The organism is Peptostreptococcus russellii (genome assembly GCF_003012055.1).
Taxonomy (GTDB): domain Bacteria; phylum Bacillota; class Clostridia; order Peptostreptococcales; family Peptostreptococcaceae; genus Peptostreptococcus; species Peptostreptococcus russellii.
The window spans coordinates 356,973-378,798 of record NZ_JYGE01000003.1 but is presented as its reverse complement, the minus strand read 5'-3'; the positions used below and the strand labels follow the sequence as shown (position 1 = coordinate 378,798).

Below are 21,826 nucleotides of genomic sequence, written 5' to 3'. Positions count from 1 at the left end.
CAACGCCTAATCCTCTACTATTTCTAAAGTTACATTAACTTTCTTCTTGTTGGAAACTGATTTTAAAACAGTTCTCATAGACTTGGCTATTCTACCTTTTTTACCAATCACTTTACCCATTTCTGAGTCTGCAACCTTCAATTTAAGTAAAATATCCTTGCCATCAACTATTTCTTCAACTAATACCTCATCAGGATTGTCAACAAGAGCCTTAGCTATGCCTTCAATTAGTTCCTTCATATTATCATCTCCAAAAAGGATTACTTAGATGTCTTTGTAGCTTCGAACTTTTCAGTTATACCGTTTGATGTGAATAATTTCTTTACTACTTCTGTAGGCTGAGCACCTGTTACCAACCACTTTATAGCCTTTTCTTCGTCTATCTTAACCTGCTTTGGTTCAGTTAGTGGATTGTAATATCCTATTTCTTCTATGAATCTACCGTTTCTTGGTGCTCTTTCATCTGCTACTACTACTCTGTAAAAAGGTCTCTTATGAGTACCCATTCTTTTTAATCTTATTTTAACTGACATTAAAATACCTCCAAATTTAATTTTAACTTTTATTTATTATAGATAACCCCCGAGTTTCCACTTATTATCCAAATAAAATACTCAGAAATTATATCATAACTTTTTGATTTTGTAAATAAAATTAACTTTTTTATTTACTAATAAAAACCTTTATTGACTAGTGCTTAAAATGGTAAGTTTGGTAATTTAGGGAATCCACCCTTTTTCAATTTACCCATTTTACCTCCAGATTGGAACATTTTCATCATTTTTTTCATTTCATTAAACTGTTTTATCAATCTGTTTACATCTTGAACACTTGTACCACTTCCCTTGGCAATTCTTTTCTTTCTAGAACCATTCATAATCTGTGGATTTCTTCTTTCTTCTACAGTCATTGACTGAATTATTGCCTTTGTTTTATTTATTTCTTTTCCATTGGTATCTACTTCACCTAGTTGAGCTTTCATTGATCCAATACCAGGAACCAAGTCTAATAGTTTATCTAGGGGACCTAGGTTTTGAATCTGTTCTAGCTGAGTTAGAAAATCTTCAAAATCAAGATCGTTTTTACGAAGTTTTTCCTCTAACTCTTTAGTCTTCTCCATATCCATAGCATCTTGTGCTTTTTCTATAAGACTTAAAACATCTCCCATACCAAGTATTCTAGATGCCATTCTATCTGGATGGAAAGGCTCTAAATTATCTAGCTTTTCTCCCATACCAACAAATTTAATTGGCTTTTGAGTAACTGCTCTGATGGAAAGTGCTGCTCCACCACGAGTATCACCGTCTAGCTTAGTAAGAACTATACCATCAATTCCAAGTGTTTCATTGAAACTTTCAGATACATTAACTGCATCTTGACCTGTCATAGAATCTACTACTAGGAGAATTTCTTGTGGATTTAGTTCCGATTTTATATCTTTCAATTCCTGCATCAATACTTCATCTACATGAAGTCTACCAGCAGTATCTATAATCACTACATCATTTGAGTTTTTCTTTGCATGCTCTACAGCTGCCTTCGCGATATTTACTGGAGACTCTTTATCCCCCATAGAAAATACTGGAAGATCCAACTTTTCTCCAACAACCTCTAACTGTTTTATAGCTGCAGGTCTGTAGACGTCACAAGCTACTAATAGAGGTGACTTGCCTTCTTTTTTAAGATAGCCACCTAGCTTACCTGATGTTGTAGTTTTACCAGCACCTTGAAGACCAACCATCATTATAATTGTTGGTGGATTCGATGCCATTGTAATTTTACTTTGAACGTCTCCCATCAAAGAAGTTAGTTCTTCATTTACAATTTTAATGACCATCTGGCCTGGTGTAAGACTTTTCATAACGTCTTCACCTATGCATCTTTCTTGAACTTTCTTTATAAAATCTTTTACAACCTTATAGTTTACATCAGCTTCAAGAAGAGCCATTTTTACTTCTCTCATTGCACTTTTTACATCTGCTTCTGTCAATTTACCTTTAGACTTTAGTTTACCAAAGGCACTTTGTAATTTATCTGATAGTCCTTCAAATATCATTATAACAACTCCCTAATCTCTTCTACTATTACTTTAAGCTGAGTTGAGTTTTCAGCGTCATACTTGTCAAAACTCTCGGAAGAAACATCAATTTTTTCCTCTAGCTTATTTAACAAATCTTCTAGCTTATGAAATTTTTCTACCATTCCAAGCTTATTCTCATAGTCTTTCAATGACTTTTCAGATCTTTTAAGACTATCATAGACACTTTGTCTTGAAATATCTAACATTTGACTAATTTCTCCAAGAGAATAATCTTCTTCATAATACATAGCAATTATTTCTCTTTGCTTACTAGTCAATAAGGGAGAATACTGTGAATTTAATATTTCTATTTCTACCATCTTATCAATATTCATAGCTACTCCTCTCTGTAAAGGTCTTTCACTTTACACAAGTATTATAATATAACATCATAAGTCAAAAGTCAATACTTTTTTTCATATCTGTAAGGTTTTTTTACCTTACAGTCTTATTCACCAAATAAAGCTTCAGTAAATGCCTTAGGATCAAAGTCTTGAAGGTCTTCTACGCTCTCTCCAACACCTATTAATTTCACAGGTACGTCTAGTTCAGACTTAACCGCCAATACTACTCCACCCTTGGCTGTTCCATCCAATTTAGTAAGGGCTATTCCTGTTATATTGGCTACTTCCTTAAAAGTCTTTGCCTGCGAAACTGCATTTTGTCCAGTAGTTGCGTCTACCACTAAAAGTATTTCTTTTTTAGCTTCTGGGTACTCTCTTTCAATTATTTTAAATATTTTTCCGAGCTCATTCATAAGATTTGTCTTATTATGTAGTCTACCTGCAGTATCACATATAAGTAGATCTACTCCTCTTGCTTGGGATGCCTTTATTGCATCAAATATTACAGCACCAGGATCTGCTCCCTCACCATGTTTTATAATATCTACACCCACTCTATTAGCCCAAATTTCTAGCTGTTCTGAGGCTGCTGCTCTAAATGTATCTGCAGCTGCTAGCATCACTTTTTTGCCATCATCTTTATATCTTTGAGCTAACTTTCCTATAGTAGTTGTTTTTCCTACACCGTTTACGCCGACCATTACTATAACTGCTGGAGCTGGATTTATATCTAATTTGGAATTGCCTTGACTAAGAATATTTTCCACAATTTCCTTCAAAAGTCCTCTTACTTGCATAGGATCTTTAACTCCTCTTTCCTTAATCATATCTCTTAACTGATCAATTATAATCATTGTAGTATTTACCCCAACATCTGCAGTTATCAATATCTCTTCTAGTTCTTCTAGCAAATCTTCATCTATCTTTGTATAAGAATTTAGTATGCTATCTATTCTTCCAGTAATATTGTCCTTTGTCTTTGAAAGTCCTTCTAGTAGTCTTGAAAAAATCCCCTTTGGCTTTTCATTGCCCTGATTTTCTAAAGCTTCTTCAGATGCCCCTTCTGATTTAATACTCACTTCATCAGACTTAATATCTTCCTCTAGATCATTATTAATTTCTTCTGAAGATTCTTCTGAAAATTCTTCTTTTAAATCTTTATTTTTTCTGACTTCAAGATCTTCATCATCTGCTATTTCTTCACTAGTCTCAGATTCTTTCTTTTCAATAGTATCTTCTTCTTTTAACTCAGATTCCTCATTAGCAGATGAAGTATCTTCTTCTACTATTTCTGAATCCAATAAATCTTCCAAGCCTAAGTCATCTTTTTTTTCTTTCTTCCAAAATTTAAACATCTAATCCTCCTACTTATCAATAATTTCAGTAGCTTCTTTAAGCTTTAAACTTATAACTGATGAAACTCCCTTTTCTTGCATAGTAATACCGTATATAAAATCTGCAACTTCCATAGTTCCTCTTCTGTGAGTAACTGCTATAAATTGTGTGTCCGAGCTAAGTTCATTTAGATACTCGCCAAATCTATAGACATTGACATCATCCAATGGAGCTTCAATCTCATCCAAAATACAAAATGGAGTTGGTTTAGAAATTAATATTGCAAACAATATACTTATTGCTGTTAAAGCTTTTTCCCCTCCTGACAATAATGAAAGATTCTTCATCTTTTTTCCTGGAGGTTGGGCAGTTATGTCAATATCACAATTCAAGACATTATCTTTGTCTGAAAGCTTTAAATTGGCATTACCACCAGCAAATAATTTTTGATAAACATTTTTAAAGTTTTCGTTTATAATCTCAAATTTTTCAAGAAATTCTTTTTCCATATTTTCTAACAAGTCATCAATTAACTCATTTAAAGAAGTTATTGACTGTTCCAAGTCTGTTTTTTGTTCTTTATAATAGTCGTAACGAAGCTTTACCTCTTTATACTCTTTTATAGAATCTATATTTACATTACCCAATTCCCTTATAGCTCTTTTCAACTTTTCGATTCTCTTATGATCAACTTTAACGGAAGGGTCTCTAAACTCTAGAGCCTGTACAAGAGTCATTTCATACTTATCAAATAAATTTGAAAGAAGATTGTCCCTGCTATTTTTATTTCTTTCTAGCTTTGAATCAAGTTTAAACTTTTCTTCCTTGCTTTGCATTATATCTCTTTCTTTATTTCTAAGGATAGACTTTATATCTTCAAACTTTTCTTTTAAAGTAGTTCTCTCCTCTTTTTTTCTTTCGATTAGCTTAGAGATTTCTTCATATTTAATTTTTTCTTTCTCATATTCTTCTATGTATTTTTCTGATAACTCTCTTAAAGTTTCTATCTCCTTTTTACTATCTTCTATATTTCTTTTTATTTCTAGATCTCTACTTTGAGATAAGTCTATGTCAGACTTTATTCTTTCTATTTCAACTATATTATTTTCAAATATTTGCTTTAATCTTGCAAGCTCAATATTTTTATCATTAAATCTCTTTACTATTTCTCCAAACTCTAAGCTCTGTTGTTTTTGATTTTCACTTATAAGTTCTATACTCGAAGTATTACTAGTGCTTTCATCTGCAATCTTATCTATTTTTTCCTTATAAGAATTATATACTTCCTTATTTTTAGACAACTCTTTCTCAAGGTCAAGTATTTTCTTTTTACTAATTTCTATACTTTTCAATTTATTGTCTAGAGAAGCTTTTATCATATTTACTTGAGTCTCTAGGGAAATCTTTTCTCCCTCTATTTCACTCTTAGAGTCTATAAGTAGCTTTCTCTTTTCTTTTATTTCATTTTTTTCTTTTATTTTTTCATCATTGGATAGCTTTATTTCATTTAATATCTTTCTTTTTTTCTTTATATCTTCATCTAGTTCTTTAATAATTCTCTTTCTAGACAAAATATTTCCACTGTTTCTCAGACTTCCTCCAGTCATTGATCCACCTGGATTTAAAATATCACCTTCCAATGTTACTATTTTATATCTATGCCCAGTGTCTTTGGCAAATATTACAGCATTATCAATACTGTCTATAACTACCACTCTTCCAAGCAAACTTTCAACAATAGCTCTATATTTCTCATCAAAGCTAATCAAGTCAGATGCAATTCCTATTGGTCTAACACTTGACTTCATAGTTGTTATATCAAACTTTTTACCATTCATAATACTAATAGGTAAAAATGTTACCCTGCCTAGATTATTTTTTTTCAAATAGCTAATTGATTGTTTTGCTATAGTCTCATCTTCTACTACTACATTCTGAATAGCTGCTCCAAGAGATGCCTCTATTGCTTTTTCATACTCTTTATCTAGCTTGATTAACTCTCCAAAAGCTCCATGAATACCTCTTATATCTTTGTTTTTAAGAATTTCTCTAACACCTCTATTGAAACCTTCATGGTGATTTTCCATATCTATATATGTATTCTTCTTAGCTTCTAAAGATCCTATATCTATATTATTTTTCTGATACTCTTTATTTTGAATATCAATTTCTTCATTTATAGTTTGAACTTTATTGTTATATGATAGAAGTTTATCTCCTATATTTACTAACTTTTCTTCTAAACTATTTTTCTTTTCGGTTTTTTCTTTTATCTCTGATTCTACTAGTCTAGACTCTTTTTCGTGTATTTCTATACTTGCTTTCAAGTCTAATATTTTAGAATTGCTATTTTCTATATCTGCAGATATTTTAGTTATTTTATTTGAGACTTCTTCTCTTTTTCTTAAAAAATCCATAGATAAACTCTTATTTTTTTCTAGCTCGCTGTTTAATTCATTTAATTTTTTTTCTGAAGCAAGTTTTTCTTCATAAATTTTATCCAATTCTTTTTCGAAGTCTTCAATAATATAAGAGTTTTTATCAGCTTTATTATTAGCTTTTTCTAGCTCTTTCTTAGCTAATAATATTTTTTTATCTATAATTTCAATTTCACTCTTACTTCTATCTATATTATTTACATAGTTTTTAATTTTCTCAAGAGTAAGTTCAGAGTCAGACTTATTCATATTTACAGAGTCATTGATTCTAAATGCTTCTTGGTTTAATTCTTCAATATGATTCTCTAAAGCTTTTATATCTTTTTCATACTCTTTGATTTCTATTTCAAGATCTTCTTTTTCTTTATATTGGCTCTTTAATAAATTTTCAACTTCAAGACTTTCAAAAGATAAATCATTTATTGCATTTTCATAATCCTTATGCTGGGCTATTATATCATTTAACTCTTGTTTTTTTAGATCTTCACTAAGAGTTATGTATTTTTTAGCCTTTTCTTCCTGTTCTTTCAATGGCTCTAACTGATTTTCTATTTCTGTAAATATATCAAGTATTCTTGCAAGATTTTCACTTGTTTTAGTTAGATTTTTTTCTGCCTCATTTTTTCTATATCTATACTTGGCTATACCGCACGCCTCATCAAATATTCTTCTTCTATTTGCAGGATTATTACTTAAAATTTCATCAACTTTTCCTTGTTCTATTATTGAATAACCATCTTTTCCTATACCTGTATCCATTAATGTTTCTTTTACATCTTTTAGTCTACAGCTCTTTCCGTTCATATAATACTCAGATTCACCCGTTCTGTAAGCTCTTCTTTTTATAATAAACTCATCTGAGTCTATATCAATTTTCCCTAGATGATTATCTAGGGTAAGAGCTACTTCACAATAGTTTAATGGTTTTTTTAAATCTGTTCCAGAAAAGATAACATCTTCCATCTTTTCACCACGAAGACTTTTGACACTTTGTTCTCCTAGTACCCACCTTATGGCATCCGAAATATTACTTTTTCCGCTACCATTAGGACCCACTATCGCAGTAATACCTTCTTCAAAGAATATATCTGTTTTTATTGGAAAAGATTTAAAGCCTTTTAATGATAGCTTTTTTAAATACATTCTATCTCCTTTCGATTAACACAGGCCATATATTTTTTCTAGCTTTGAAATCATTTCTTTAAAAGAAATTTCATCAATTACTTTACCGTCTACTTCTATTGACATCTTGTCTTTCAAGCTATTATCTCTTCTTGTTTTGAATTTTGCCTTGTACTCATCATTAATAAATTTTCTATTACATCTTTTATTCCCTACTATTGTAGAAATATGTGAATTTGAAGAGGCTATTACAATCTCTTTAAATTCTCTTGGAAGTATTGACTCCAAATAATCTCTTATCATTCTTGAGTCTACAAGCTCTCTAAAGGCAGGATGATATGGCCCTGCTATAACATCTATTCCTAACTGAATATCATCTGTTGCTTGTAACCCTACTCTTATAATCTTTATATCATTTACTATATAAAGCACTATAAGCTTTTTAACTATATTAATGGATTCATCTAATTCAAATGATTTATAATATCCTTCTTTGTATGCATTTTCAAGACCTGTATCTTTTATAACCAATGTTGGATATATTCTTACAAAGCTAGGTTTTATTTTTACAAATTCCTTGGCTGTATAGATACACTTCTCCTCAGAATCAGTTGGAAGACCAACCATCATCTGAAGACCCAATGTAAATCCAAATTCTTTAATTAACTTCGAACTTTTATATACAACATCTGCTTTATGTCCTCTTAAACTTTCTAAAAGAACTCCCTCATCCATTGACTGTACTCCAAGCTCTATAATCGTCGCTCCATAGTCCTTGATAAGTTGAAGTTCTTCTTCATCTATACAGTCTGGTCTTGTTGACATTCTTATATCTTTAACTATTTTTTTATCCTTGTATTCCTTTGCAACTGAAAGAAGTTCTATTTGCTTTTCCTTATCAATTGCTGTAAAGCTTCCTCCAAAAAATGCAATCTCTATTTCTGCATCTAGATCTATAGTCTTTAGACTTTCCTCTATAATTTCCCTTGTCTTTTCACCGGTCATATCAGTAGAAACACCTGTTATTTTTTGCTGATTACAAAATATACAATCATGAGGACAACCCTGATGTGGTACAAAGATAGGTATTATCTTTTTCCTTGCCATTATATATTTTCTCCCATATTTATTAGTGCATTTTTTGCTGCTTCTTTTTCTGCTTCTTTCTTATTTCTTCCTCTTCCTTGCCCCAAAATTGTGTGTCCACTTTTTACCACCATTTCAAACTCTTTGTTATGATCTGGACCATTTTCTTCTACAAGTCTGTAAGAAAGCTTTCCATTTTTCTTTTGTATGATTTCCTGTAAGATCGTCTTATAGTCTCTGAAGATATTTCCATCTACTGTATTTGATATTATATCCCTTAGGTTTGATAGTATAAATTCTTTTGCACATTCAATACCACCATCTAAGTAAATAGCTGCTATTATCGCTTCTGTTGCATCTGCAAGTATTGAGTCTCTTTCTCTTCCTCCACAGATTTTCTCACCCTTTCCTAAAAAAAGGAAGTTTCCAACATCTAATTTTTTAGCTACTCTACTAAGAGATTCTTCACAAACTACATTAGCTCTCAACTTAGTTAACTTGCCCTCTGGTAAGTCTTTTCTTTCATTAAACAAATAATCACTTATTACTAAACCAAGAACAGAATCACCTAAAAATTCTAGTCTTTCATTATACTTAAACTGCTTATGCTCATTTGCAAAAGAAGAATGTGTAAGTGCTATTTGTATATACTCTCTATTTTTAAAATCATATTCTATTTTCTTTTCAAATTCATCAATATTTCGATTAATTGCATCCTCAAACGATGCCATGGCCATCACTCCTTAAATTTAATTAATTATTCTTAATAGTAAGCAGGAAGAAAAGAATTTCTTTTCTCCCACTATGACTTCTTATTTTATTTATGAATTACTTCACTATAGCTATGTTCTAAAAAATAAAAATACCTGTATAATGAACAGGTATTTTTATTTTTTAACTAGTTTACTCTAGATAGATATTCACTTGTTCTTGTATCTATCTTAACCTTGTCACCAACATTAATAAATAATGGTACCTGTACTACTGCACCTGTTTCAACTGTAGCAGCCTTTGTAACATTACTAGCTGTATCGCCCTTAATTCCTGGTTCAGTTTCTACTACTTCTAACTCAACAAAGTTAGGACCTTCTACCTGGAAAGGCATTCCTTGGTGGAATCTTATTGTTGCAACTTCATTTTCCTTAAGGAACTTTATTGCATCTTCTACCTGCTCATAGTTTAGAGGTATCTGATCAAAAGTTTCTTGGTCCATAAAGTAATATAATTCACCATCATTATATAAATACTGCATCTGCTTTGTTTCTATATTAGCCTTTGGGAACTTATCACTTGGGTTGAAAGCTTCTTCTCTTGTAGCCCCTGTAATTAAATTCTTGTACTTTGTTCTTACAAACGCAGCACCTTTTCCAGGCTTAACATGCTGAAAATCAACTACTAGACAAGGCTGACCATCTTTTTCAAAAGTTACGCCTTTTCTAAAATCACTTGCTGTTATCATTTTAATTCCTCCAATTTATTATTATATATTATATTAATAGTTATCCAAATAATTATATCACGTAAACCATTGATTTGTCTATATATTGCTTAAGATTGCTTAATAATACTTAAAAATCAATTACTATTTATTAGTTTAATAGCTTTTTACTAAATCTTACTCTTATTATACTTATTAGTTTAATATTTTTTCCCAATAAACAAAAATTTAAAATCTCATTTAATCTCTATACTTTACCTTTTTTACTGAAAACAATAATACTAGCTATTATTATAATTCCTCCAATAATAGTACCCATACCTGGTATTTCATCTAGGACTATTGATCCCATAAGTGTAGCTACAAATGGAGTCAAGAAACTATAATTGGTAACATCACTCGTCTTTTCAGTCATAGTCAAGGCCAAACTCCATAGATAATATGCCAGTGCACTACTTAATACTCCTAACATTAATAGTACTGCTATATCCTTTGTACTTGCACTCATCAGCTCTCTTGCCCCCTGAAAAGAAAATGGAGATAGTACAATTATGGCTGATATCATACTATATGTAACTATTTCTATTGCTTTATAGCCCATAGCAGATAGCTTTCTATTTAGTATATTATAAGCACAAAATACTACAGATGCCCCTAAAGTCCATAACATACCAGTATTTATAGAAAGTGCGCCATCCCAAAGCATCATAATTACAACTCCAGAAAATGCTGTAAATAACATCGTCCAACCCAACTTATTTATTTTCTCACTATACAAATAATGTGCAAGCACTGCCGTCATAACTGGTGTAAGCGCAATTACTATACTGGATGAGGCTGAGGTTAAAGTTTGAATACCTCTATTAAATGCAAATAGATATATACCGAATCCACAAGCACCCGCTAGAAATAACCAGCCCAAGTCCTTAAACTTAGGAAGTCTATTTCCCGCAAATTTTCCTATAATTAATAATGTCACTGATGCAATACATACTCTTAAAAAACCTAAGGCGTATGGAGAAAAATGTTGCATAGCCACTTTTGAAAAAGGAAAGGCTAAAGACCAGAAAAACACTGTTCCAATACTTAATAAGTTTATTTTGATTTTTTTATTCATAACACTCTCCTTTAAAAAAATGATATTTGATTTTTTTCGCTCATATCTTTAAGAGTTCCATGTTCTGTAAGCTTTTCAACTACAGTTTTAGATACTTTGGTTCTCTTTAGAAGATCTTCTTTCGATAGGAATTCTCCTTCTTTTCTTGCTTCTATAATACTTTCCGCTGCATTTTGCCCCATTCCCTGAAGAGATACCATAGGTGGCAAAATTTTTCCTTTTCCTGCTATATGAAATTCAGAGGCGTGTGAATTATATAGATCTACTTTCAAAAACTCTATACCTCTTGCATACATTTCTACAACTACTTCTAATATTGTATACTGGCTATTCTCCTTTGTAGTTGCATCATTTCCAAGCTCCCTTATTTCTTCCATTCTCGCCTTTACTACGTCAATTCCCCTTGTGACCAATTCTATATCAAAATCCTCTACTTTTGTTGTAAAGTAAGTGGCATAAAATGCTTCTGGGTAGTTTACCTTACAATAAGCTATTCTAAATGAAGTCATAACATAGGCGACTGCATGTGCCTTAGGGAACATATACTTTATTTTTTTACAAGAGTTAATATACCAGTCTGGAACATTATTATCTATCATAGCTTTTTCAAATTCTGGCTTTAAACCTCTACCTTTTCTTACATTTTCCATTATTGTAAAGGCCATTTTAGGCTTTAGTCCACTAAAAATCAAATAGTTCATAATATCATCTCTAGTAGATATTACTTCCTTTAGACCAACAATCTTACCTCTAACTAGGTCTTGTGCATTATTTACCCAAACATCTGTACCATGAGAAAGACCAGAAATTCTTACTAGCTCTGCAAATGTTGTAGGTTGAGTATCTATAAGCATCTGTCTGGTAAATTTAGTACCAAACTCTGGCACTGCAAGACTTCCAACTGGTGTATCTATTTCTTCTTCAGTAACACCAAGAGCTTTTGTCGATGTGAAAAGCGACATTGTTTCTTTATCATCTAGAGGTATATCTGTTATTTTTATTCCAGTCATATCCTCAAGCATTCTTATTATAGTAGGACCATCGTGTCCCAATATATCCAGCTTCAAAATTCTACCACTTATTGAATGATAGTCAAAATGTGTTGTTTTTACTCCTGACTCCTTGTCATTTGCAGGGTACTGTATAGGAGTAAAGTCGTGTACATCCTTATAGTCAGGTATTACCATTACACCGCCTGGATGTTGACCAGAAGTCCTTTTGACACCACTGCATCCCTGTGATAACCATGATTTTTCCGCTGAAGTATAGTCTAAATTATTTTCATCAGAGTACTTTTTTACATGCCCAAAAGCCGTCTTTTCTTTGACAGTTCCTATAGTTCCAGCCCTATATGTATAGCCTTCACCAAATAATTCTTCTGTATATTTATGGATTACTGGCTGATAGACACCCGAGAAATTCAAATCTATATCTGGCTCCTTATCACCCTCAAAGCCTAGAAATACTTCAAAAGGAATATCATGCCCATCTCTTATCATAGGAGTATCACACTTTGGACAATCTTTAGGCTCTAAATCGACACCTGAGCCTATTTCTCCAACACCAAAGAAAATGCTGTGTTTACACTCAGGATTAGGACAAATATAATGAGCTGGAAGTGGATTTACTTCTGTAATATCACTCATAGTTGCTGCAAAAGATGATCCAACTGAGCCTCTTGAACCAACCAAGTATCCATCTGACATTGACTTTGCAACTAGTTTATTTGCAATAATATACATTACTGCATATCCATTTCCTATTATAGAGTTAAGCTCTCTTTCTAATCTAGCCTTTACTAGCTCTGGAAGAGGATCACCGTATATTCTATAAGCTTTTTCAAAACACATTCTTCTTAATTCATCTTCTGAACCTTCTATAACTGGTGGATAGGTTTCATCTGGTATCGGTAGCACCTCTTCAAACATATCCGCTATCTTATTAGTATTTGTTACTACAACTTCGTAAGCCTTCTCTTCACCAAGATAATCAAATTCCAAAAGCATCTCATCAGTAGTTCTAAAGTTTAGGCACTCCCCTGAATCAAGAAAGTTAAATCCTTGGGAATATCTCAATATATTTCTATATATTTTTTGATATGCATACATAGTATGTACATCTCCTGTAGCAACTACTGGCTTATTATACTTTTCTCCAAGATCAACTAGCTTTTTATTTATTTTTTTAAGTTCATCTTCATCTTTTACCTCTCCATTTAATATCATATAGTTATTGTTTTCTAGAGGCATTATTTCTATAAAATCATATAATTCCAATATTTTTTCTATTTCTTTCTCGCTTTTATTTCTTTGAACTGCACTATAAACTTCTCCACTTGAACATGCACTACCTATTATTAAACCTTCTCTTTTCTCCAAAAGAATGCTTTTTAATATTCTAGGATTTTTATAAAAATGCTCTATATGAGAATCTGATATCAATTCATATAGATGTTTTAAACCAATTTGATTTTGAGCATAAATAGTGGCATGAGTTGGTCTTAACTTAGTATAATCTACTTTGCCATAAATTTTATTTACATCAGACAACTTTTTTGCACCATCTTTTTTAAAACGCTCTAAAAATTTTATAAAAATTTCTGCTGTTGCAGCTGCATCATTTACAGCTCTATGATGTCCTTTCAGATTTATTCCCAGCTCCTTGCATACTTTATCTAAAGTGAACCTTTTAATATTAGTCAGTAATACTCTTGCTAACATTAGGGTATCTATTTTTTCATGAGAGTATTCTATCCCCACCAAAGCACATTTCTCAGCTATAAACCCAGCATCAAAGTCAGCATTATGTGCTACCATAATAGCGTCTTTTGAAAACTCCATAAAATCTGCAAGTGCTTCTTCTACTAAAGGTGCATCTTCCACCATTTCATTAGTTATTCCTGTCAACTCCTGAATCTTGTATGGAATATCCATTTGAGGATTAACAAAAGTACTAAACTGATCCTTTATTGTTCCACCTTCAACAAGGACTGCTCCTATTTCAGTAATATTATCATTTACTGGAGATAGACCCGTAGTCTCTATATCAAAAACAACAAAACGCTGATTAAAGTCTCCATCATTTGCATTTTGTATAATATCTTGACTATCATCAACTAAATATGCCTCTACTCCATACAATATCTTTATATCCTTGCCCTTTGAAGCATTCATAGCATCTGGAAAAGCCTGTACGACACCATGATCTGTGATAGCAACAGCTGGATGCCCCCAGTCTAAAGCTTTATTAATAAGCTCTTTTACAGGCACAACAGAATCCATAGCAGACATTTGAGTATGTGCATGTAACTCCACCCTTTTTTCCTTTGAAGTATCTTTTTTTATAACTTCTTTTTCCTTTTTTATGCCTGTAATATTCATCTCTATATCACCAGTATAATAATTTTTTAAAATATCACCTTTAAGCTTTAGATAGCTTCCTACTTTTGTTTGACTAATTACCGAATCTTTGTTCATATCATTTAGATAAACCTTACAGCATATTGCAGAGCTATAATCAGTTATAAAAATACTATATAGAGTTTTACCATTTTTCAATTCCTTTGATTCAACAGTAAAGACTTTTCCTGTTATAGATACTGTATTAGTATTTTCATCTATATCCTTAATATCTTTATGGAAAGCATCTGCATTTTCACCATATATTATATCTGGGTCATTCTCAAATTCTACTACATATTTATCTTCTGCTTCTATATTTTTTTCTAGATCGCTTTTTATCTCTAGTCTCGATATAATCTTTTGAGCTTCTAACTCTTGCTTTTCTAAAATCTTTTCAATCTCATTTTTATCGTTAATGTTGCTCTTTGCTTTTTCAAGAAATACATCTACTTCTATTCCTAGCTCTTCTAGAATCATATTTTCTATTTTTTCATCAATTTTCTTATCTAAAAGCCTATTATAAATAAATGAATTTGGTGCTTTTATCTTAAGGGTATCTTCTATACAAAGATGTTCTAAGTCTCGTCCATAAGCTAAAACTGAAGGACACTCCGTCTTTATTAAATAAAAAATATTTGGCCAATATTTTTTCATAATACTTTTTAAACTTTTCTTCTCCAAACCTTCTACCCTTAGTATTAGCTTTATAGATCCAAGAGGAGGGCATAGCTTGTTTTCCATCTCTTGCCATACATTATCTAGTCTGTCATGCAGTAGTATAGACTTTGATTTTATATAAAAAGAGCATTTTCCAGTTCTTTTTTTATATATAGTTTTTTCTATTATAACTTCTTCAAAACCTCTAATTAAGTTTTCTTTTGTTATTTCTATAGATTCCAAAAACTCAACAAAATTCTTCATATATCCCCCTCTCCTTTTATTATTAATATAAATATATCCTTAATGCACTATCTAATCTTCCATTAAGAATATAAAAATTATTTATTATATATTAAATCTCAATACATAAATCATATTCTAAAATTTTAAACATCTAGTAATTAGTATAATACCTTTTGAGTTTTTTTTCTAGTTATCTTGACTATAATTTATACAGCTATAATTTTAATTATTATTTATAGTATATTAAATTCAAAAATACCTATATCTAAAATTAGATATAGGTATTTTCATTATACTATCAAAGTTAAAACTTGCTTATAGTTTTATTAAAATTTTATAAGAAAGAATTTCACTTTCCAATAAGCTTTTAAAAGTCTAATCTATTGAGTATCCTTCTTTCTCTATCTTGTGAGTATCTATCATAATAGTTTTTGATGCTAATTCAGGATGTTTATCCTTGAATTTTTGAATTACTTCAAACTTATTCCAACAGTGCATAGGAGCAACATAAGCCGTATTGGTATTTTCCAAAAAATATTTCATACCCCAATCAAATCTCTCTCCCTGCCTGCTATCTAAAACCATCATTGCTAAGTCTATATTTCTACCCTTCATCTTAGATATTTCTTTTTTAAATCTATTTGTCATATTTTGGTATTCTTCTTCACTTTCAAATCCTTGCCAAGTCCACCAATTTAGATCCCCGCTATGATATATAGTCTTGCCATCAGTTTCTATCATAACTGCTATACCTTCGTCAGTGCTTTCAAAAGTTTCAATACTTATCTGACCTATATCATATTTTGAATTAATAGATATAAACTTTGCCAATTTTTTAAACTCTGGATTTTTTACTTCTATATCATCTGATAATATAAATTCAACATCTTTATAGCCTCCAAACAATTCAAAAATCTTTTCATTGTAATGGTCATCGTGTGCATGTGTACTAAACACATATAACTTCTTATCCCTATTTATTTCTGGAATATCACCTTTGTAATAATCAAAAATAAATGAACAATCTTCCATCTCTAAAAGAAAAGAACTGTGATATATATATTTTAAAATCATATTTTCCTCCTCATCAATTTCTATACACTAAAAATTTATCCTCTTTTAATATACTTTCCCATTATCAAAAGATTGCAAACATATTAAAATTAAAAAGCCCCAAAAGCTATTAAATAACTTTTGGGGCTGAATAAAATTATATTCAATTTTATCTATTTTGCATAGTCAGTTGCTCTAGTTTCTCTTATTATACTAACCTTGATCTGACCTGGATAATCAAGTTCATCCTCAATTCTCTTTGTCACATCACGAGCCAATAAATGTATTTCTTCATCATTAATTTCTTCTGGCTTAACCATAATTCTCACTTCTCTACCCGCTTGGATAGCAAATGATTTTTCTACACCTTCATAAGAATTTGTAATTTCTTCTAGCTTTTCAAGTCTCTTGATATATGCTTCAAGAGTTTCTCTTCTAGCCCCTGGTCTAGCAGCTGAAATAGCATCTGCAGCAGTAACAAGAACTGCTTCTACAGACTGAGGTTCATAGTCCCCGTGATGAGTACTCATAGCATGTATAACATCCTTTGATTCCTTGTACTTCTTAAGTAGATCCATTCCTATTTCTATATGTGTTCCTTCAATTTCGTGGTCTACTGCCTTACCTATATCATGAACAAGACCTGCTCTCTTGGCTAACTTCACATCAGCACCGATTTCTTCGGCCATTATTCCTGCCAATATAGAAACTTCTATAGAGTGCTTTAATACATTTTGGCCGTAACTAGTTCTGTACTTTAATCTACCTAGTAACTTAACTAGCTCTGGATGTAATCCGTGCACGCCAGTATCAAACATAGCCTGCTCACCAGCTTCTTTAATAATATCTTGAACTTCTTTTTTAGCCTTTTCAACCATTTCTTCTATTCTTGCTGGATGTATTCTACCATCGCTGATTAGGTTTTCAAGTGCTATTCTTGCAACTTCTCTTCTTATTGGATCAAATCCAGATAATATTACAGCTTCAGGAGTATCATCTATAATTAAATCAATGCCTGTCAATGTTTCTAAAGCTCTAATATTTCTACCTTCTCTTCCGATTATTCTACCCTTCATTTCATCATTAGGTAGATTGACTACTGAGACTGTTGTCTCTGCTACGTGATCTGCTGAACACTTTTGAATAGCATATCCTATAATTTCCTTAGCTCTCTTATCAGCTTCTTCCTTTGCCTGTGATTCCTTTTCCTTAATCATAAGAGACATTTCTCTTCTAACATCTCTCTCAGCATTGGAAAGAATAATCTCTTTAGCTTCTTCTGTCGTAAATCCAGAAATACTCTCCAATTTTTGAAGTTGTCTTTCCTTAATTTCTTCTACTTCTTTTTCCTTCTTAGATACCGCTTCATTTTTCTTTGATAAAGAAATTTCTTTCTGTTCCAAAGACTGAACCTTTCTATCTAAATTTTCCTCTTTTTGCAAAACTCTCTTTTCATATTTCTGTACTTCGTTTCTTCTTTCCTTGTTTTCTTTCTCTCCTTCAGTACGTAATCTATGAATTTCTTCTTTCGCTTCAAGAAGTTTTTCTTTCTTAACTGTTTCAGAATCTCTGTTGGCTTTTTCAATTATTTCTTTTGCTAGACTTTCAGCCTGTCCCAACTTAGCTTCAGAGATATTTTTTCTGATAACATAACCAATTAATAGTCCTAATACTATAGCAATTACTGCTGTTAATATAATATATACTATAATTGTGTCCACCTCCTTTGTACTATTCTGTTTTCAATGTTCTAATTCTTTTTGAAAGCATTTTAATGCAAAAATGCTCTAGCTTTTTTATTAAAAAGTCATAAATTAAAAGTATAGGTCATACCTATATGTTTATTTTATTATTTTTTACTGCTTATGTCAATTGAATAAAAATATTATGATAAATATAAAAGCTTGGAAAAGGTTCACATATGAACTATTTTAAGGCTTTAAAGATTAATTTTTAAATATAAAAAATAGTGTGGAAAAGAAAGAATTTTCTAGCCCACACCATAAAATAATATATTTTTTGATTTATTTTTTTCTATTATATAAGCAACTCTTCTTTAAGCTTCTTTCTTATTTTCCTTTTTAGAATTCGCTGCCCCTTCTGATTTTTCTTCTTCTAATTCAGTGCTACTTATGTTAGCAGTCGGATCAAATTCTAGGCCATAGTATTCTCTTACCTTTGCATCTATTTCTCTAGCTATATCTTCATTTTCTTCAAGGAATCTCTTTGAATTTTCTCTACCTTGACCCATTTTTTCATCATTATAGCTATACCAAGCACCAGCTTTTTTAATTACATCTATACCTGCCGCCACATCAAGTAAATCACCAGTCTTAGATATTCCTGTTCCGTACATGATGTCAAACTCCACTTGTTTAAATGGAGGTGCAACCTTGTTTTTTACTATTTTAACTCTGGTTCTACTTCCTAGCATCTTATCGCCTTGTTTGATACTATCAATTCTTCTTACTTCTATTCTCATACTTGAGAAGAACTTTAAGGCTCTACCACCAGTTGTAGTTTCTGGATTACCAAACATTACACCAACTTTTTCTCTTAACTGATTGATAAAGATAACAACACAGTTTGACTTCTTTATAGAACCTGTTAACTTTCTAAGAGCTTGAGACATAAGTCTTGCCTGTAGACCAATATGAGAATCTCCCATATCGCCCTCTATTTCTGCCTTTGGAACCAAGGCTGCAACAGAGTCCACTACTAATATATCAATTGCGCCTGATCTTATTAGTGATTCTGCAATATCTAGTGCCTGTTCACCTGTATCTGGCTGAGAGATTACAAGGTTATCAACGTCTACTCCAAGAGCTCTTGCGTATACCGGATCTAGTGCATGCTCTGCGTCTATAAAAGCTGCTATTCCATCTTTTTTCTGAGCCTCTGCTATACAATGAAGAGCAACTGTTGTCTTACCAGAAGATTCTGGGCCATACACCTCTATTATTCTTCCCCTAGGTAAACCACCTATTCCTGAAGCTATATCAAGACCTATTGATCCTGTTGATATTGCATCTATTTCAAGAGAAGTTGTTTCTCCAAGTTTCATTACAGACCCTTTTCCGTATTCCTTTTCAATTTTTCCTAGTGCATCATTTAGGGCATCCATTTTATTTTTATCTATTGTCATAATACTATCCTTTCTTATGTTATATAAACACACGTTCATTATATAACATATTATACCTATTACTTCCCTCTTAGTCAAGAACATTTGTTCTTTTAATGAATACTTTTTGATTTGCTAATCTCAAACTACAATACTATATATTATATAGTCATTTTTATTTTTTTATGGTCCTTTTTTTGAGACTTTTATTTTTTTATAAAAATTTTAATTTAAAATCCATAAATTTCCGGTAAAACATTAATGCTTTACCGGTTTTATGTGTTTATATAATAGCTTTTTAACTATTTTATCTATCTTCAAATAATGACTTATTATTTGCAAAGTATTCATATCCTGAATATACAGTAAGAATTGCCGCTATATATATAAGTACTGTTCCTATAGTTAATATAGTTGAAGAATCTATATGTGCACCGAAAAGTAAAAATACTATCGACACCATCTGTACGATTGTTTTAAGCTTACCACTACCGCCAGCTGCTATTACTTTACCATCAGCGGCTGCTATTGCTCTCATAATGCTTACTGCAAGCTCTCTTGCTACAATTATAAGGACTATCCATCCAGGAATCAGTCTTACCTCTATTAGACATATAAGAGCTGCTATAACTAATAGCTTATCGGCCAATGGATCCATAAATTTACCAAAATCAGTAACAAGATTATACCTTCTTGCAATATTTCCATCTAAAGCATCAGTAACAGCTGCTACGGCAAATATTATCAATGATATTAAATACTTTCCAGGTATTGGTAAGTACATAAATAATACAAATAATGGTACCATACACATTCTAAAAACCGTTAGTTTATTAGGTAGGTTCATTATAATCCCTCCTTAATTTATTATATACACAGCTAAATCAAATTTTAAAATAAAAATATATTAATTGATTATACTGTGTATATATAGTTTATCATATTTCACTTTGAGTATGTGTAATATTTCTTTTTATCGATAAAAATTCTATAAAAAAACCTATTTTAAATAGCTATTTAAAATAGGTTTTATAAAAATTTATAACTTTTACTCTTATTTTTTAATTCTACCCTTTAGATCATATTCATATGCAGATTCTATTTCAACATCAACCATATCGCCGATTTCTATATCTTCTCTAGTTTCTACATATACAACACTATCTATATCTTCAGCATCACATTGAGTTCTTCCTATTAACAAGCTATCATCGACCCTATCTTCTATCAAAGTCTTATATACACGTCCAAGCTTAAGTTGGTTAAGATCTTCTGATATAGACTGCTGAACCATCATTATTCTTTCCAATCTTTCCGTTTTTAATTCTTCATCTATATGATTAGGAAGCTTGTCTGCTGCAGTATCTTCCTCTCTAGAATATTTAAATGCTCCCATTCTATCAAGCTTCATTTCTTTTACAAACTCAACTAACTCTTCAAAATCCTCATCTGTTTCTCCAGGGAATCCTACTATCAAAGTGGTTCTAATTGTTGCATCAGGTATTTTATTTCTTATCATCTCTACCTTAGATTTCAATTCTTCTTTTGAGGTTTTTCTGTTCATCAATTTCAATACACTGTCACTTGCATGTTGCATAGGTATATCAAAATAGCTACATATATTATCATTAGCTGCAATAACATCTACTATTTCCTCTGTTATTCCTTCTGGATAAGAATAAAGTACTCTAATCCAGTCAAAATCAAGTTTGGCTAGTTCATCCAATAATTTTGCTAGAGTTGGCTTTTTATATAAATCAGTTCCATAAACAGTAGTATCTTGAGCTATAACCACTAATTCTTTTACTCCTGATTTTTTTAGTTCCTTAGCCTCTTCTATCAAGTCTTCCATTTCTCTACTTCTATACTTTCCTCTTAGCTTTGGAATAATACAGTATGTACAGTTATTGTCACATCCTTCGCCAATCTTTAAGTATGCAAGATAAGGTGGTGTTGATATATATCTTGGAAGTTCTTCATCAAAAGAAAAATTGATATCTCCTTTTTCTATTACTTTTCCATCGTCTACTAAATTATCCACTACTTCTGTTATCTTATCATAACTACCAGTTCCTACTATGGCATCTATTTCAGGAATTTCTTCTAATAATTCTTCTGTATATCTCTGGGCTAGACAGCCTGAAACCAATAAATATTTGATTACACCCTCATTTTTCAAGTCTGCATAGCTTATTATTGTGTCAATTGATTCTTGCTTGGCATCTTCAATAAATCCACAAGTATTTACTATTACCACATCTGCATCTTCGCATTCACCAACTAATTGATGACCGCTTTTATTTAATATTCCTAGCATGATTTCTGCGTCTACTAGATTTTTTGAACATCCTAATGATTCTAACGCTATTTTCAAAATTTATTCCT

16 protein-coding genes are annotated in these 21,826 nt (G+C 31.4%); all 16 read right to left on the bottom strand.

Features of this window, described 5'->3' with window-relative positions; translation table 11 throughout:
* Nucleotides 1-6: 6 nt before the first annotated feature.
* The 16 genes from UF10_RS03680 to rimO all read right to left on the bottom strand — a co-directional run bounded on the left by UF10_RS03680 (nt 7) and on the right by rimO (nt 21,818).
* Nucleotides 7-240: a KH domain-containing protein gene (locus UF10_RS03680; RefSeq protein ID WP_106776466.1), complete on the bottom strand. Its 234-nt coding sequence runs from the start codon at nt 238-240 to the stop codon at nt 7-9.
* 20 nt (nt 241-260) lie between these two features.
* Entirely contained in the window at nt 261-533 is a 273-nt protein-coding gene (gene rpsP, locus UF10_RS03675) for a 30S ribosomal protein S16 (protein ID WP_106776465.1), read from the bottom strand.
* Between the two features lie 164 nt (nt 534-697).
* Nucleotides 698-2,056, bottom strand: a complete 1,359-nt coding sequence (gene ffh, locus UF10_RS03670; RefSeq protein WP_106776464.1) for a signal recognition particle protein — start codon at nt 2,054-2,056, stop codon at nt 698-700.
* On the bottom strand, nt 2,056-2,415 hold the full coding sequence (gene ylxM, locus UF10_RS03665) for a YlxM family DNA-binding protein (RefSeq protein ID WP_106776463.1): 360 nt from the start codon (nt 2,413-2,415) through the stop codon (nt 2,056-2,058). Before ylxM ends, ffh begins: the two co-directional genes overlap by 1 nt.
* Nucleotides 2,416-2,528: 113 nt before the next feature.
* Nucleotides 2,529-3,779, bottom strand: a complete 1,251-nt coding sequence (gene ftsY / locus UF10_RS03660) for a signal recognition particle-docking protein FtsY (RefSeq protein WP_106776462.1) — start codon at nt 3,777-3,779, stop codon at nt 2,529-2,531.
* A 9-nt stretch (nt 3,780-3,788) separates the two neighbouring features.
* Entirely contained in the window at nt 3,789-7,340 is a 3,552-nt protein-coding gene (gene smc / locus UF10_RS03655) for a chromosome segregation protein SMC (RefSeq protein WP_106776461.1), read from the bottom strand.
* A gap of 15 nt (nt 7,341-7,355) precedes the next feature.
* A complete protein-coding gene (locus UF10_RS03650) occupies nt 7,356-8,426 on the bottom strand; it encodes an elongator complex protein 3 (RefSeq protein ID WP_106776460.1) in 1,071 nt (356 codons plus the stop codon).
* Nucleotides 8,426-9,136 (bottom strand): ribonuclease III, encoded by a 711-nt coding sequence (rnc, locus tag UF10_RS03645; RefSeq protein ID WP_106776459.1) that lies wholly within the window; start codon nt 9,134-9,136, stop codon nt 8,426-8,428. The genes UF10_RS03650 and rnc overlap by 1 nt, the downstream gene beginning before the upstream one ends.
* A 167-nt stretch (nt 9,137-9,303) precedes the next feature.
* Nucleotides 9,304-9,864: an elongation factor P gene (efp, locus tag UF10_RS03640; RefSeq protein WP_106776458.1), complete on the bottom strand. Its 561-nt coding sequence runs from the start codon at nt 9,862-9,864 to the stop codon at nt 9,304-9,306.
* A 226-nt stretch (nt 9,865-10,090) separates the two neighbouring features.
* A complete protein-coding gene (locus UF10_RS03635) occupies nt 10,091-10,960 on the bottom strand; it encodes a DMT family transporter (protein ID WP_106776457.1) in 870 nt (289 codons plus the stop codon).
* 11 nt (nt 10,961-10,971) lie between these two features.
* Complete coding sequence (locus UF10_RS03630) at nt 10,972-15,282, bottom strand: PolC-type DNA polymerase III (RefSeq protein WP_106776456.1); 4,311 nt, start codon at nt 15,280-15,282, stop codon at nt 10,972-10,974.
* A gap of 357 nt (nt 15,283-15,639) precedes the next feature.
* On the bottom strand, nt 15,640-16,338 hold the full coding sequence (locus tag UF10_RS03625; protein WP_106776455.1) for an MBL fold metallo-hydrolase: 699 nt from the start codon (nt 16,336-16,338) through the stop codon (nt 15,640-15,642).
* Between the two features lie 152 nt (nt 16,339-16,490).
* Nucleotides 16,491-18,029, bottom strand: coding sequence for a ribonuclease Y (rny, locus tag UF10_RS03620; protein ID WP_408633954.1), 1,539 nt, complete (start codon nt 18,027-18,029; stop codon nt 16,491-16,493).
* Between the two features lie 344 nt (nt 18,030-18,373).
* Nucleotides 18,374-19,462, bottom strand: a complete 1,089-nt coding sequence (gene recA, locus UF10_RS03615; RefSeq protein WP_106776453.1) for a recombinase RecA — start codon at nt 19,460-19,462, stop codon at nt 18,374-18,376.
* A gap of 286 nt (nt 19,463-19,748) precedes the next feature.
* Entirely contained in the window at nt 19,749-20,288 is a 540-nt protein-coding gene (pgsA, locus tag UF10_RS03610; RefSeq protein WP_106776452.1) for a CDP-diacylglycerol--glycerol-3-phosphate 3-phosphatidyltransferase, read from the bottom strand.
* Nucleotides 20,289-20,495: 207 nt separating this feature from the next.
* Nucleotides 20,496-21,818 carry a 30S ribosomal protein S12 methylthiotransferase RimO gene (rimO, locus tag UF10_RS03605; protein ID WP_207654572.1) on the bottom strand — a complete coding sequence of 441 codons (1,323 nt, stop codon included), beginning with the start codon at nt 21,816-21,818 and terminating at the stop codon, nt 20,496-20,498.
* Nucleotides 21,819-21,826: the final 8 nt, after the last annotated feature.